Origin of the sequence: Ferruginibacter sp., assembly GCF_049840995.1 — a bacterium.
GTDB lineage: Bacteria > Bacteroidota > Bacteroidia > Chitinophagales > Chitinophagaceae > Ferruginibacter.
The window spans coordinates 221108-238270 of record NZ_JASGIP010000003.1; the positions used below are offsets into that span (position 1 = coordinate 221108).

At 43.6% G+C, this 17163-nt stretch carries 9 protein-coding genes; 6 read left to right on the top strand and 3 right to left on the bottom strand.

Annotated features, from left to right (window positions below):
• Positions 1-27 precede the first annotated feature (27 nt).
• From QM738_RS02550 to QM738_RS02560, 3 genes are all read right to left on the bottom strand, one after another.
• Positions 28-2208 carry a metallophosphoesterase gene (locus QM738_RS02550; protein ID WP_462275112.1) on the bottom strand — a complete coding sequence of 727 codons (2181 nt, stop codon included), beginning with the start codon at positions 2206-2208 and terminating at the stop codon, positions 28-30.
• 187 nt (positions 2209-2395) lie between these two features.
• The gene (locus QM738_RS02555; protein ID WP_462275113.1) at positions 2396-4246 is read right to left on the bottom strand and encodes a cytochrome-c peroxidase; all 1851 of its coding nucleotides are present in this window, start codon (positions 4244-4246) and stop codon (positions 2396-2398) included.
• Between the two features lie 116 nt (positions 4247-4362).
• Complete coding sequence (locus QM738_RS02560) at positions 4363-9780, bottom strand: T9SS type A sorting domain-containing protein (RefSeq protein WP_462275114.1); 5418 nt, start codon at positions 9778-9780, stop codon at positions 4363-4365.
• Positions 9781-10110: 330 nt separating this feature from the next.
• Between QM738_RS02560 and QM738_RS02565 the strand changes: the two genes are divergently transcribed.
• From QM738_RS02565 to QM738_RS02590, 6 genes are all read left to right on the top strand, one after another.
• On the top strand, positions 10111-13632 hold the full coding sequence (locus QM738_RS02565; RefSeq protein ID WP_462275115.1) for a PQQ-dependent sugar dehydrogenase: 3522 nt from the start codon (positions 10111-10113) through the stop codon (positions 13630-13632).
• Positions 13633-13777: 145 nt separating this feature from the next.
• Positions 13778-14371, top strand: coding sequence for a DUF3885 domain-containing protein (locus QM738_RS02570; protein WP_462275116.1), 594 nt, complete (start codon positions 13778-13780; stop codon positions 14369-14371).
• Between the two features lie 60 nt (positions 14372-14431).
• A complete protein-coding gene (locus tag QM738_RS02575) occupies positions 14432-15178 on the top strand; it encodes a hypothetical protein (protein WP_462275117.1) in 747 nt (248 codons plus the stop codon).
• Between the two features lie 52 nt (positions 15179-15230).
• A complete protein-coding gene (locus QM738_RS02580; RefSeq protein ID WP_462275118.1) occupies positions 15231-15683 on the top strand; it encodes a hypothetical protein in 453 nt (150 codons plus the stop codon).
• A 78-nt stretch (positions 15684-15761) separates the two neighbouring features.
• A complete protein-coding gene (locus QM738_RS02585; RefSeq protein ID WP_462275119.1) occupies positions 15762-16589 on the top strand; it encodes a helix-turn-helix transcriptional regulator in 828 nt (275 codons plus the stop codon).
• A gap of 76 nt (positions 16590-16665) precedes the next feature.
• Positions 16666-17163, top strand: a complete 498-nt coding sequence (locus tag QM738_RS02590) for a DinB family protein (protein WP_462275120.1) — start codon at positions 16666-16668, stop codon at positions 17161-17163.

Here is a 17163-nt window from a genome sequence, read left to right on the forward strand (position 1 = left end):
ATTAAAAATTGATTATACTATCTTCTTTTATTCGATTATTACTTTTGTACTGATCCTGTCGCCGGTGGAATTGCTGAGTGTAATGATGTATACACCATTATTCAGTTGCAGTTCCTTACTGTTATTACCGGTGATCACACTCATGGTGCCATTCGCTATTTCTTTACCCGACATATCCACCACTCTTAAGACGATATTATCAGGCCTGGTGCTGCCTATGATCAATTTGGTGCTGGATGATTGGCGTACCACCGTGCAGCTGAGCGGTTTATCGTTGTGATAAAATACTTTCTTCGTATCGAAATAAGTTTTCTTACCATCGTAATTGGTTTGCGACAGGCGGTAATAGTTATTGCCTTCTGCAGGTAAAGGATCCACCAGGTGGTAATTCTTTAATGTATTGGAATTACCGGCGCCATTTACCTTATCCAGCACCTGGAAGCCCGAACCTCCTACAGAGCGTTCTACGGTAAAGTATTTATTATTCTGTTCCACATCAGTCGACCAGTCCAGCAATACTTTATTATTATCCAGTGTGGCAGTAAAATTATTCAGCAGTATGGGCAGCGCACCAGCGTTAACGGTTACACGAAAAGTATCTTTCAGGTCATTAAAATCATCTGATACAATATAATCGAACACACCAGTAACATCCGGTATGGCGAGTATGGACTGCGTTACCTGGCCAGGTGCAGTAAAACCATTGGTGGGAATGGTCCAGTTATACGTACCCCGCCATGATGCAGTAAGCTGTATGGACTGCCCCAGTGTAATGGAATAATTGGTCTTTCTTTTTACATCTTTAAAAATGGTGAACTGGTCACGTATCAGCGGCGTAGGCGCCGTGGTGTACGAAACAAACTTTGCATTCAGCCGGTTGCTGTCCACTTCAAAATAAAAGCAACCGCCATTGGTGGCATTGGAATAATACATACAATCTTCAGGATAACCCGTTGATGTACCGCCTACCTGCCCGGCAGAACCGGTAACTACATACACGGTACCATGATTGTATTTTCCCGAATTATAAGTAAAGGCTTTGTAATTACCTGTTACACCGTCGTACAAACCATTCTGTGTATTGCCGGTGGCCGTATGCGCTGCTGCAGAAAAATCTGCATCCAGTAACGGTGACGCATAAGTGTTATAAAACCCTTTCAGTAAATAACTTCTTTCATATCCATGCGAGTGGCCGCAGATCACCAGGTCCACCCCATAGCGCTCCAGTATGCGGATGAATTTTTCCCGTACTGCCACCAGTTCTGCTTCTGCTGCAACATCATCTGCATTATGACTGGTCTTGGTATACGGCGGATGGTGAAAATATACCACGGTCCATTTTTGCGTATTGGCATCCAGGTCGCTTTTTAACCAGGTAGCCTGCTTACCCGTGGTATCATATACTTTAGTGGTATTGTTATCATCCTTTCCGTAAGAGTCCAGCGAAACAAAATGCACATTACCGATATTGTACGAGTAAAAATTCTTTGCACCGGATGCCACACCGCCGATCTCGCCTGCCATCGGTACGGTAAAATTGGTATGGTAAGGCATGCTTCCTAAAGCGCCGCCGGTTTTACCTGTATTGGCCGAACTGTTGCCATAATCATGATTGCCGGGTGCAGGATAGAGTTTATAATATTTTAAAAGATCGTTCTTATAAATGTCAAAAAAGTTGGTCTGGTATTCGGCATCCGAACCGGTGGTATACGCATTATCACCCACCAGCAGCATGGCATCAATATCATTGCTGCCAATATAATTCATGAAAGTATTTTTTACATTGGTTTGATTGGTGGAGTTATTACCACAATCGCCAATGGCTACAAAGCGCAGCAGCCGGTTGGTATTATTGGCAGGCAGTGTTAAAAAATAATTGGTGTTGGTGTTTTGTAAAGTAGTGGTGGTAGTACCAATGGTGTACCAGTATTTGGTATCGGCCGATAAACCACCAATGCGTACAATATGTTCTGTAACCGGTGTGGCCACATCCTGTGTTAAAGAATTAGAATAAGTACCGAATGCAGTACCCCAGGTAACTTTTGAATTGGAAGCAGTGTTGGTCCTCCAGCGAATGGTGATGGAATCCTGTTTGCCGGTTTGTAAGTACGGACCACGGGTAAGTGTTTGCGCATGCAATTGCATGCTGCAGGTTAGCGTGATCAATAATAAAAAAACAGGTGTTTCTTTACGGGTAAAATTCTTCATAGTATCGGATTTCAAGGTTCAGTAATCAAAGCACGTTTACTTACGCCTACAAAATATTTCCGAAAACTAATACTTTTCTGTGTTAAGTTTTAGCAGAAACGGGTAGTTTTTTTTCGAATACTGTTGTAAAAGTATTTCAACAGCATCTTTTCCGTAGTACGATGTAGTATAACTACTGTTAAAATGTCTAAAAACTACTACCAGCAAGGGTTTTGCGGGTTTCTGCGGTGTCGGTGAGGGTGTGTAAAAAAGCAATGAGCTGCTTCTTTTCTATGTTATTTAATTGCAGTTTATCAAAAGGTAATGTTTGATTTTTTGGTGCAATATTCAAACCTTTACCACCACCGTTATCATAAAAATCAATTACTTCTTCCAGTGTTTTAAATACACCATTGTGCATGTAAGGAGCAGTTACAGCAATGTTGCGCAGGCTCATGGTTTTAAACGCATATTTATGTAACGGAAAATTGGTCACGATAAATCTTCCTTCATCCTTATCCAATTCGCTGTTGGTTTTTGTTGCTTTAAGTGGCACACCTATCACTTCAGTTTCGGTATAATAATAGCGGGGCGGTTTGGCGCCACTGAACAGGGGCATAAAATGACAGGTGCCACATTTGGCCTTACCCATAAAAAGATTAAAGCCTTTTATTTCATCCGCATTCATCAGTTGCTGCCCACGCATTTGCTTATCAAATTTTGCATTCAGCGATACTAAAGTGCGTTCAAAGCAGGCAATGGCATTGCAGATATTTACAGCAGCAACTGCTTTGGCAGCACCGGGATATGCTTTTGCATAGATGGTATCATATTCTTTCTGTGCAATGATATTTTCTGCAGCGGCTTGTGCAGAGCCATGCATTTCCTTAGCGTTGTTCAATACTTCCATCACCTGGTCTTCGAGCGAAAAGCTGCGGCTGTCTAAAAACAGGTTGCGCTGCAATGCTGCATTCCATAAGGTGGGCGCATTACGGGGCAATGCGGTATGCCCGTCAATGGCCACACTGGTGGAAAGCCCGTCGGTAAAGGCTTTGGCGGGATTGTGGCAGGTGGCACAGCTGCGTTGCTTACCGGAGGATAATTGTTTATCAAAAAAGAGTTTGCGGCCCAGTAATATCTTTTCTGTAGAAGTGGTATTATCATCCAGGTATTTATTGGCATCAAAAATACCAGCTGCAAATAGTGTATTGTTTTTTTTAATAGTACTGTAGAACATAGGTGATTTGTTGTCACCCAATCCTTTTGCCTTTTTATAATCACCTATAATAACAGTGATAGGGTTCATGTATTTTATAATGAACTCCATCCGGTCAAAAGCATTGAAATCAGTATGCAGTTGTAGATACTGCTGGGCTGCATCCAGTAACTGCTGCAGTTTTTTTGTTGCTGCTGCATTCACTGTATTCATGTCATCTTTATACAGCAACAATATTTTTTGTACCCCTTTCAGTGCAGCACCGCATTCCGGCAAACCATTCACTGCTGCCTGCGAATCAAAACCGGTAATACCCATTGCAGTAATACGGTACAGTTCTTCCATCACGGCATCAAAAATAAATTCTTCGTTAAAAGCATTGGATTCCGTGGTTGCTATCATGTTACGGGTATTCAGCAACAAGGTTGCAGTGGCATCTTCCAGCGCCTGGGTATTGGCTTTATCAAAATGAGGAAACAATAATCCTTCTATCACCTGCATGCCATTGGGTTGCTGTGGCCCCATATCCGGTTCGTCTTCTTCAAAAAAAACAATGGGGGGGCCATTGAGCTTTACTGCAAAAAAATTAAAGTAATATTCTATGATGGTCTCGGCCTGTTTATACGCAAGGCGTGTTTTTATGAATTGCTGCTGCAATGCCTTTTCGTTCTTTGCTATTGCAAGTTGCTGCAGTTGAACGATCTCCTGCTCTAACTGGTGGGACTGCTGCAGGTAAAAATCCTTTACAGCTTCCGCAGGATCGCTTTTTTTATACGAGAAAAACGAGAATGCCCCGATGAGTATAACAAAACCACTTAGTATGAGGATCTTTTTGAGCATCATATAAAGGATGTACGGCTAAATTAATAAAACAATTGGTAGCATTTAAATATTCACATCAATAAACTCATTAAAAAAGGCTGCCCTGTAAAGGCAGCCTTGCTTTGTTTACAATAGTATTATTTTTCCAGTATCAGTTTTTGTGTCACCACTTCATCATTCATCAGCAGTTGCAGTGAATATACACCTGCACTGTACTTGCTGAGCCCGCTCAGCTGCAAAACATTATTACCTTTAAATACCCGCTGTTGCTGTTGCAGTACCGTCTTACCCAAATTATCCACGAGCCTTAAAGTTACCAGCGATTCTTTTTCCGCCGTTAATCTTACCAGTACAAAATCACTGGCAGGATTAGGTACAATACTCACCGGGGCTTTTACCTGTGCCTGGCGCACCACCAGTACATTGCTGTACTTGATCTCTCCTGCTTTACCGATCACTTTAAGGCGGTAGTAAATGATCTCGTTAGTAATACCACTGATATCATCTGTATAACTGAAGCTCTGTGGTTCGTTCAGCTGTACGGCATCATTTACAATACCCACATAAGCATAACTGCTGTTATCCGTACTTCGTTCCACTTCAAAATGGTCAATATCTTTTGTTGCAATAATGCTCCAGTTGAGCAATACCGTATTTTGCTTAGGCAGGCCGCTGAAGCTGAGGAATTCCACCGGCAGCACCACGCCCACAAAGCGCCAGTCGCGGTTGATCTGTCCCACCGTTTTCTTCTGCACTGTACATCTTGATCCCGGTGTGGCATCGCCTGTTAAGGTACCACCCGTACCCATACGGTATGATGTACCTTTTACATTGGTAACAGAGTTGAGTGAATCAAAACGGTTATCCAATCCATCGCCATCCGTATCAACACCGGTAAGGGTTACATTATCATCCATTAATCCGTTCAGGTTAAAATCATTGCCCTCAATAATATCCGCCTGCCCGTCGCCATCCGTATCCAGGTCGCGGTAATCGGGTATACCATCCCCATCATGATCGTACACGAATATACCGGCGCCGCCAAAGCCCACCACGTTGTCATACACATTCGCCAAACCATCTCCGTCGGTATCTGTCAATGTCGGCATTATGTATCCTGCTGTACTCATACCTTCAATATTATCCGGTATACCATCATTGTCACTATCTATATCCAGGTAATCAGGATTACCAGATGCATCTGTATTTCTTAAATTTAGTGTACCCATGGCCGATACGGTGGTAGACCAACCGTTGATCGCTATGGTACCATCCACTATGCCATTTAAATTGGCATCGGGCAGGCCGGCTTCTATCACATCTGCAATACCATCGCCATCACTATCCAGGTCGTAAGCATTCGGGCGGAAATCACGATCCAGGTTCTTGTTCGGGAAATCATCTGCCCTGCCATCTACCGGCGAAACGTCGAGACCCGTTTTTAATAAAGCTGTTGCGTTAATATCGTTATCACTCAGCCCGTCTCCATTCAGATCGCTGAAGCTGTCTATCTTACCATCGTTATTGGTATCATTACCGGCAGCTTCAATCACGTCAGGTATACCATCGTTATCACTGTCGGTATCTAAATAATTCGGTACGCCATCGCCATCCAGGTCCTGCGCCCCCAGGCCGGTACCCGATCCCGCCACACCGGTATTATTGGCATCCACATTTTGCGAGAAGCCATCATTATCTGTATCCACATAACTATCAATGATACCATCACCATTGGCTTCCACACCATAGGATTCTACGGTATCGGGTATACCATCGTTATCACTGTCCAGGTCGTATTGATTAATGATACCATCTTTATCCCTGTCTGCATTATCATTCACACCATCTCCATTGGAATCTACAAAGCCGGGGAAATCGGTATCCCTGTAATTGGGTATACCATCATTATCCGAATCGGCACCGTAATCAAAATTATCATTTACAAAATCGAAGTTATTATCTACATAACCGGGGTAGCTGGCATCATTCCAGTTAGGGATTCCATTACCATTGGCATCCTGCAATGCAAGCGGGTTATTGAATTCCACGTAATCGGGTATACCATCATTATCATCATCAATATCAATACAGGTATTGATGATGGAGATGGTAACAGGCGCCACATCTGTATAGTTACAGCTTACACCTGCAAGATTGGCGGCATTGGTAGCCACCACCATCCTGTATTTATCGCCGGCATTGCTTAATGATGTTGCTGTAGGCGGCAATGTATAAGAGTTTACAAAGCGGTAGTTGTTGGGCCCCACCAGCACCGGCGATGCAATGCCCGCTGTACCGGCTACATCCACCCAGGTTACACCACCATCCGTGCTCCGTTGCCATTTGTAATAAATGTATACGTTGTAATAAGAACTTACGGTATCCGACAAGGTGAGCGGGTGGCCCGTACACACTGCCGGTGTATTGGAAGGTGAATAGATCATGTTCGGGTAACAGGTACGCATACTGATATCATCCACGGCCCAGTCGTTACCACCGCCCCCGGGCGCATTGTTACGGAACGACATTTTAAAACTGGTTTGATTAGGCCCTGTTTTATATACAAAGGAACGTTTCACCCATTTGTTCAAAGTATCAGACCCTGTTTGTGTACCGCTCAAACCCTGGTACACCAGGTCACCGGTTGTATAATAATCCACACCATCTATCTGGAAGGCAATGTTGGGACGCACACCGGCAGAGTCGCCCGATGCCGTAGGGGAATAACCCGTACTGCTGGCCCCCACACCATTGGAATCGCAACCACATTTGGCGCAGACATTTTTTAACCAGGCCGATATCTCGTAATAAGTATCGGTACAGGCACCACTGAAATTATATTCAAATGCCACGTCGGCACGGTATGCAGAGTTTACCACCAGCATATAACCGCAAGGGTTAGACGCACTGATGGGCAGGTTTACATTACAGGGCGGGTTACCTTTTGCAGTATTGGTGGCCCCGGTATGGTCGCCGGAAATATCCCACACACCGAATACCCGGTTACCGCCGCCTTCGGGCTTGGTAAGTGTTTGTACTGTGCTGGCATTGGCACTGCTGTTGTTGGCCACGCTGTAAAAATAATCCGCCGGGCTGCCGGTATTAAACGGCCCGTAAGCATATTTTGTATTGGCAGATGTACCCCTGTTCTGGAAATAAGTGGGATTGCCGGAAGGGGTGCCAAATGTACCATTCGATTCATCCCCCACCACGTTGGTGGGTGATACAGCATCCGGGCATCCACCCGGGCTGGCATAGATCATCAAACTGTCTTTAGGAAAATTAATGACATAAGAAGTATTGGTGATGGTATCCCTGTAGCGGAATGCACCGCCGCCATATCTTACCTTGGTACCATACGCTCCGTTTACCCGTACCCGGTAGGTAGCCATCACAATACAGGTGCTGCCAAAGTTGGAAGGTTTGGAGGTGTTTCTTAAGATACCTCTTTTAGCCCAGGTGGCGCCTTCGCCCATATTGATCTGCAGGGCAGTATCCGAACCGGCACCTGCCGTGGTGATCCACGCTGCATCCAGCACATCTTTTGCATCGGTATAGCAGGTACTGTTGGACGGACGGAAGAGTTTGCCTTCATTCGTTCTTAAAGCCATACTGTCTTTTATCAGTGCAAGGCCTTTACCAGCAGTTAAAGTATCGTAATAAGCAAGACTGTCGATAGCAACAGTTGTACCCGGGCCCGAGATAACGAGCGTGGCCCTTATTTCCAGCACATCGCCGGGATTGATGGTACCGCCCGATGTACCATTCGTAATGTTCACATAACATTTTCCATAATCCACCAATGCTTCATTAGGATTGGTGATACAGATATTGAAACCCCAGTTGCCCGAAGAGGGTGAACCGGTATTGGTATTGGTGGTTATACGTACATAATAAGTAGTGTTGATGGTAAGCCCGGTACCGCCCGGTGATACCGCGGTATTGAGCGGCGATGCGCCACACACACCCGGCACGGCAGTTAATGTGCCGCACGACCCGGTAAATAACTGGATGAGTGGTGATGCTGCACTGAGGTTGCTGCCCACGCTGCTTAAAGTGATAACAGGGTGATTGCTCTGTGCCACAAAATAATACCATACATCTGCTGATGATGCATTACCGCAGGCAGATAATCCCGCTGTGGCAGTGGCATTCAGTAAAGTACCCGCCACATTGGTACAGGTAGATCCGCTGCTTAATAAAGTAGCGCCGCTGCACAGGTCGTTGGTATGCGTGATACAGATATTGAAACCGGCTACCGTACCTGTTCCTGATGGATTGGTATTAAAATTAGCTACACGTACATAATATACATTGCCTACGGTGAGGCCGCTTTGCGTAAGCGTGCTGCCCGAAACACAACTCATAGAAGTTAATGAGCCGCAGGTACCCTGGTACACCTGTATGCGGGGTGCGGTAAAATTGGTACCCAGGCTGCTTAGTGTAACCGTATGCGTTGGGGTAACCGCAACAAAGCGGTACCATACATCGTAATAAGTGCCTGCCGCAAAACAACCGATGGGGTTAGTGGCATTGGCCGTAGCAAGGTCCAGCGTACCGGCAGTATTGGTGCAGGTAGTATTGGAAGTAAGTGTTACTGCTCCGGTACATTCATCATTGGCAGGCTGCCCCTGTACACAGATATCAAAGTTCCACGTAGTGGTGGCGCCGGCTGTCGGGCTTGTTTTTACAAAAGCCCTTGTATAATAAGTGGTACCTACCGTTAAGCCGGTAATGGTTTGCCTTGTTGCGGCTGTTTGGCAGCCCAGCGAAGTTAAACCGGCACAGGTACCGCTGAAGGTTTCTATATAAGTATTGGCTGCAGTAAGACTGGAGCCAAGATTGCTTAAAGTGATGGTTTGTGTGGTTGATGTGGCAGTGAATTTAAACCATACATCAAAAGTGGTTAAAGTAGTTGCAGTACAACCCGCAGGCGCAGCGCTGTTGGCATTCTGCATATTGGCGGTGATACTGCTGCAGGTAATACCGGGTGTTAAGCTAAAAGCGGTGGCACAGGTATTATTAACTGATGACAACAACGGGTGGGTAAGGCAGATGGTGAAACCGCTTCCGGATGTGTGCGGATTCCAGGAATCGGATACCCTTACATAATAGGTACTGCCTACTGTTAATGCAGTTGAAGTGGCCACTGCCGATCCGCCACTGGCAATACCACATGCTAAATAACCGGTTGATACCGCCGGGCAGGGGCTTGCATATATCTGTACTTCGGGATTCCAGAAATTGGCGCCGAAATTATTGATCGTGATCGTATGTGTGGTGGCTACCGCAACAAACTTATACCACACATCATAATTCGCCGACCAGGCAACGCAGCTACTGGCGGTGGTGGTTCCGATAGAACGGGTGGCATTATCGATGGTACCGTTTACAGGGTTGGAACAGGTTACGGTGCTGGAAGTTAATGTGATGGCGCCTGCACAGTTATCGTTGGCAGGAGCCTGCGCAATAACTGTTGCGGAAAGAAAGAAACTAAGACCTATTAAAATGAAAATCTTTCTGTGAATCGACTTTACAATGTACAAAAATCTCATAGAACAGATTTATTTGGTTTAACAAGAATAATGGATGCCTACACGCAACCTGTTAATCCTCAATTGCATGTAGTACGATTTCTACAAAGGCGTAGTAATTACACTATAAAAACGAAAATCTCAGCTTTTTATTGTCATGTAAAAATTATATCATATATAAATCTCCGGCAACATATCCAGCCTTTTTATATATAAAACGATTTGCCGGTTACTACAATATTTTATCGTTTTAGCAGTTTATGTATGTCGGGATATAGTATAACAACTACATATTAGTGAATAAATATTATGTAAGTTATTTTTATTAAACCTCCTATAAAATCCAATACTATGCTGCGTTTTTTAAAAAAAACCTTCTTTCTTTTATTTATTGCAATTACCACGCATATATGGGTTAAGGCGCAGGCGCCCTCGAATGATAATTGTGCGAACGCTATTTTATTAACTTCAAATATTTCCTGCTCGGGTACTACCGGTACTATTGCCAATGCTACTCCATCCATCACGCCTACTTCGGGAAGCACCTGTACGGCATGGTCTACTAACTACGATGTTTGGTACAAATTTGTAGCCGTGGCTACTACGCATACTATTACCATCAGCAATTTTGAAGCAAACTTCTGGAGCCAGGAATTGCAGGTGTACAGCTCCTGCCCTTCGGTTGCTACGGGGTATCTTGCCTGCAGCAGTACCGTTACCAATGGATCTGTTAGTGTAAGCCCCACCGGTCTTACCATTGGCAATACTTATTATATCCGTGTTTCCAATCTCTGGAATTCGCATACTTCTACAGCAGGTTTTACTATTTGTGTTACACATCCATTAACGGCCGGTATCAATAATACCTGTGCGAATGCGGTAACATTGACAGCGGGATTGAGCTGCAGCAGCATGACGGCCAACCTGCAGAATGCCAATAGCGCAGCGCCGGCAGGTTGCACGGCTACCAACACTACCACTTACGATGTGTGGTTTAAATTTACCGCCACTGCCACCGTTGAAAATATTTCGCTGAGCAACCTGGGCAGCAATGTAACCGCAGCCAATACTTATATTGAAACTTTTAGTGGCGCCTGCGGTGGCCTTACATCTTTAGGTTGCCAAACGGCTGCCAGCACACAGGTCATCAGCGGCCTGTCTGTTGGTACTGTATATTATACAAGGGTATATGTAAAGACCAACCCAACGGCAACGCCTACCAGCAGCTGGACCTTTGACATTTGTGTATACAGTCCTATTTTTAAAGGCGGCAGAACAAATGAAGTGTTCAAGCAAACCTTGCTGGTATCCAATGCTACTTCACCTGCCAGCAACCGCCTGTACGATCCCTGGGAAGTTACTTATGGCCCCGATGATTCGCTTTGGGTTACAGAAGCAAAAGGTTATAAAGTAAAAAAGATCAACCCGGTAGATGGCGGCCAACGCACCATTCTCGACCTGAGTGATGCAGGCTCCGGCGGCAGCTTTACACCTTCCACCTTCCGCAGGCAGTTTGCCATTACGCAAAACCCCTGGCCGCAGGGTGGCATGATGGGCCTTGCGATCCATCCTGATTTTAATGCCCCCGTTTCGCCTAAAAAATATGTGTACATCGCTTATGTAAATAAATTCATCCCGGTTAGTTCCGGCTCTGCACCTAACCAGGTTACCAACTATGCCGGTGAGGCAGTGAAAGGATACGTGTTTGAAACATGGCTGGTGCGCTTTACTTATGATGGCACCAACCTGGTAAGTCCAGTTGCATTGTGCGATACCATCCGTGGCAGCAATGATCATAACAGCGGCCGCCTGATCATTAAACCGGTGGGTGGCGTGCCTTACCTGTTCTATGCATTAGGTGATATGGGCGCCGGTCAGTTCGATAATATCAACCGTACCGAAAAAGCACAATTAAATAATTCTTACGAAGGAAAGATATTGCGCTTTAACCTGGAGACCGACGGTGATGCAGGTTCATACGATCAATGGATACCGAATAACAATCCATTCAATACTATACTGGGTGTGCAGAGTGCAGTATGGAGTACGGGCATACGCAACAACCAGGGCTTTGCTTATAACGCTGCGCTGGATCTTTTGTATGGCGCTTCGCACGGGCCTTTCAGCGATGACGAATTCAATATTATTGAACCCAACCGTAATTACGGGCACCCGTTGGTGATAGGTGACAGTTCGGATGGTAATTATAACAATGCAAAAGCCGGTCCTATTTCCAGCAGCCTGCCCCTGATATTTACTGAAAGATCGAGCGTGCTGGATACCATCAACGTAAGAGGTGCAGCCAATGGTACCACGTATAAGAATACACTCTATTCCTTTTACCCGGTACCTGCCGGTAATACCAGTACCGCCTGGTCTATACAATATATTTACAATGATGTGTCGGGCGCACAGAATGCCAACATCAACTGGTATTCGGAAGCCATATCGGGATTAGATATTTATACGAAGAGCCTGATACCCGGTTGGCGAAACTCCTTACTGGCAGCCTGTTTAAAAGGCGGCCGCATTATGCGAACTAAATTAAATACAGCCGGTACTGCAGTAGTACCTACCGATGGCGCTGATACGGTTACTTACTTCCGCAGCGTGAACCGTTTCCGCGATATGGCTATTTCTCCCGATGGCAGAAATATCTATACCGTGATCGACAGCAGTTCCACCACCTCGGGCCCAACTACTGCCAATCCTTCTGTAAGCGCCTGTCGTGGCTGTTTACAGCGCTATACTTTTTTGGGTTATGATGATGCATCCGGTGCCAGTACTATTTCCACCAATATTCCTATTGCACCAGGTATGAATAACCAGCTGACCAATGGTACAGCTACTTCTATCAGCTCGGTTGATAACAGTAATTTGTGGGTACCTGTTACAGACTCTTTAGGAAATATCATTGCTGAAATTGATGCCAATGGTAATAACCTGGGCAATATCACTTCTACATTATACAAGAACAGCGGCGCTATAAGAACCACGTACGCCGGTACACCTTATGCAGACAGGAGTATCACTATTTCGGTACAAACACCGCCTTCCACTGCTGTGAATGTACGGTTGTATTTAACTGCGGCGGAACTGGCAGCATTGGTAGCTGCACCGGGCAGTAATGTTACCGGTATTAATAATGTGCAGGTGTATAAAAATTCCGATGCCAATGGTACTACCATGACAACGGCGCCTACAGCTATTACTCCATCAGGCGCAGTGAGCAAAAATTTCAACGGCGATTATGTACTAACGGTTAGCGTTACAGGATTTTCTACTTTCTATTTTGCAGGATCTGCATTGGTATTGCCTTTAGACCAGATCACCCTTACGGGTAGATACGATGCCGGTACCGTGCCGCTGCAATGGAAAACAGAGAACGAGAACAGTGTATCGCATTATATTGTGGAGAAGAGTTTGAATGGACAAAACTTCAGCCCTATCGGCAGCGTGGTGGCCATTGGCAATACCAGCAACAGCAGCACTTACAACTTCCGCGATAATAACCTGGTGAACGATTTCAGCCCTGTGCTGTACTACCGCATTAAAGTATATGATCAGAATGGTGCGTTCAAATATTCCAATACCATCAGTGTTACGCTGCCTTCGTTTGCAGGCAATGTTACGGTATCGCCCAACCCGGCCACCGATAAAATGAATGCACTGGTACTGGCACCTGCCGATGGCCGCGCCGAATGGAGTGTGATCGATATCACCGGCAGAACTTTATTATCCGGTACCGCAATGTTGAAGAAAGGTAATAATCAATTACCGGTGAGCCTGGGCAAGCTGGCAGCAGGCACTTACTTCCTGCACATTACGGGAGCGAATATTCAGTGTGAGACGAAGTTCCAGAAACAATTATAATTGATTCGCATGAGAATGAATCATATTACTTCCGGGGAAATACCCCGGAAGTTTTTTTATGTAGCTGTGGTTAAAAAAGCTGGTCTTAAAAAAAAATTATTAATTTAACCGGCAGTACTGCATCAGCGTATATTCAAGTTACTCTATGACAGCAGAACAATTCAACATATTTTGGGCTTCAAATTTTGCTGACACCATTCCAATTCAGCATTACTTCAGGCATGATTACCCGGACAGATGGTTCAGGATTCATAGTCTGCCGGGATCAAAACGCTACCCTGATAATAAACGGGAATGGGAAATTTTACTTGGCCGGCAGAATGAGATCATAACTGATCTTTTGGGTAACCACTCGACTTTTGTTTTAGTAACAGGCGATTCTGAGCAGGAAGGTTATACAGAATTACATCCCATTGCAGCTGTAGATTCGATTGCAAAGATCCCTTTTGTTTTAATCGATGAGATCAATCTTTATAAACTAAATCCCACCATGTATGAACCAGGGCATTTGTATAAACCGATGATCAGTGAACAGGTTTGGCAGCCAAATAATTTTGACAATATACTTAAAGACATTGCAAACGAAAGTTTAAGAGCATTTTTTGTTTCAATTGACAATAACCTTATAGTGGCACCTTATGATGGAGGCATGGACCTCATACTTAAAGACACTGAAAACAGGAATTTTTATAGAGAAAAATATAAACATTGGTTACCACAGGAGTCCGATGGCCTCTAAAGAAATATTTATGATGATGAAACTACTTGTCATACTTTGCTTATCCTTTCCGACTATTTTATGCTGTGCACAAACGCCGAATCTAATGACTCTACAATTGAATTACTTTTAAATAAAGCCAAAGCTGCTACAATAACACCGGATGAAGTAAAAGAATTGAGGGCAAAAAGTTATGTGATACAGAATTACGGACAAAACCTCGATGAAGGAACTCATGATTACAAAGGGTCGTTGCCATTTATCAGTAAGGCCATCGACATCTTCACTTCTTTACACGACACTTTGAATGTTGCCAATAATTTAAAGTTCAGGGGTTACCTGTTTGGGCGGCTGGGTGATTTTGCAAAAGCCAAAAACGATATACATGCAGCTATTGATTTATTTCAATCAAAAAATGCGGCCTGGGGTGTAGCCGTTTCGCAATTTGACCTGAGCCGTGTGTATGAATTTGAAAACAAACCAGACTCTGCTATCTATTACTGTAATACCCCTTTGGCATATTGGAATTCGGTAAAAAATAACCTGCGGATTTTAGGTTTGCAAACCATGTTGACGAACCTGTTCACCAAATTAAAAGAATTTGACAAAGCCAGGATGCATCAACAGGAAGCAGAAAAATTGGCCACTGATCCAGAAGTGCATTGGCTGAATTTACTGGACTTCTATTATGTGTCTGAACAACTGTTTAAAAGATCAGGTCAACCTGCTATCGCAGCCCGGTACAGGGATCTATATGATTCAAAGCGGGCTGAGTTAAATAAAAATGGAGGTGCTGCAAGATCTTATTATGATAACGACTCAAAATGATAAAACTACCAGCAGCAACATTTAAAATAGTAACCTTTAAACATCGTATAACATGAAGACTTTTTTTAGCACAGCAATTATCCTTGCATTGTCTGTCCCGCTCTTTTCTTTTAATGATTTTATTGATTACTGGACTGTAAAACTAAACGGAAAGTTGATTTATGATTCAATGGATGATAGAAAATACAATAAAGTACATTTGTATACTGTATCCATAAAAGATATCAAAGCGACAGATACTTTAGAGGTGGAGTATTTTACCGATACGCAGTGTGCACCGTGTATTCATACTTATTTAATCTCTGAATTTACTGACACAGACGGAAAGGCTGATGAACTAATGGGCACTTACCTGAAAGAACAAAAGTTTTTAAAACCCAAGCCGTATAAAATTTCATTGACGGATGTTTTAAATTGTGGAACACCGAAAACAATAAAATCAATTTTCTATTATATTAATGGGACCGGGCCTATTCAAGAACTTTGCAGAATAAATTTCAAGTAAAGCAGATTGTATAATATTGCATTTGCAGCTACCGGTTAACAGGATGAAGTATAACCTTCATTTTTATTACTTATCCAAATGGAAGCTTTCAATATATATACTTATATTTCTGATCGGCAGGCGCCAAGAAGTAAGATTTTTCTTCCGCACAACCTGGTTTCTTTTTTGGAGCAAGGAGAAAAGGTTGTGCATTATGCCAGTAATAAAACAACTATTACAGACAGACAGTTTGCCCTGCTTTCGTCAGGTAATTGTATAACAACCGAAAAACTTCCGGTAAATAACAGTTACCGAAGCACCATGTTGTCTTTTGACAATAAAGCGCTCACTGATTTTTTTATAAAATATGCTTCTGTTATTGATAAGATTTCCGCGAAGCCCGGCAAAGCAGAACAACCTTTCCTGGTATTTGAAAAGGATGTGTTCATTAAAAATTTCATCACTTCCCTTCAACTCATACAGTTAAAACCAGCCTCCTTTTCTCAAAAAATAATAGCGCTGAAATTTGAAGAACTAATGCTGCATCTTCTTGAAAAACACCCGGATGAAATCCTTTCATTCCAGGCAAAAAGCCAGGAGGAGTATGGTGAGTTTGAGATCAGGAAGGCAGTTGAGTTAAACATAACTAACAATCTTACATTGGAAGAACTAGCTTTTTTGTGCCATACAAGCGCTGCTACTTTTAAACGGAAATTCATAAAGATCTATAATGAAACTCCCAGCCAGTATTTCCTGCAGCGAAAAATGGAAATAGCAAAGTCATTACTATTACAAAACGAAAACCCGGCTGAGGTTTTTTACAAAGCAGGATATGAGAACCACTCCAGTTTTTCCCAATCTTTTAAAAAGCTCTACGGCATCAGCCCTAAAGAGTTTCAACAACAACATCTGATCGTTTCCCGATAGTTTTTGACCGGTTAGCTACAGTACCGCAGCATGCCTGCATTCTATTTTTGTGTTGAATTTTAAACATAAAAACAACATGACAAAGAAGTATTTTCTGGAGCTGGCCGGTTACAGTAACTGGACAGATCATATCATTATTGAATGGCTGAAACAGCTCTCTGATGAACAATGGGAACAACCTATTACAAGCAGCTTCAGCAGTATCAGGCAAACCGCTATTCATATGGTGAGTGCCAAAAAGATCTGGATCGATTTCTGGACAAATGCAGCCAATCCCGTCTATTTATCTGCCGGATTCAATGGTACAAAAAACGAGTTGATCGGGATCTGGGAAAAAGCATCTGCCGATCTAAAGGAAATGATCGAACTATATCCTGAAGAAAATTACCAGCAACCGATCAGGATCAGGTATCCAAATGGAAGAACAGCACAACTGGAATTTTCGAAAACGTTTCTTCATTTTATCAATCATGCTACGTATCATCGTGGACAGTTGGTAACAATGTTGCGCCAGGCCGGTTTCAGTAATTTTTCCAATACAGATCTGTTTACTTATTACCTGCTTCAAGAATAA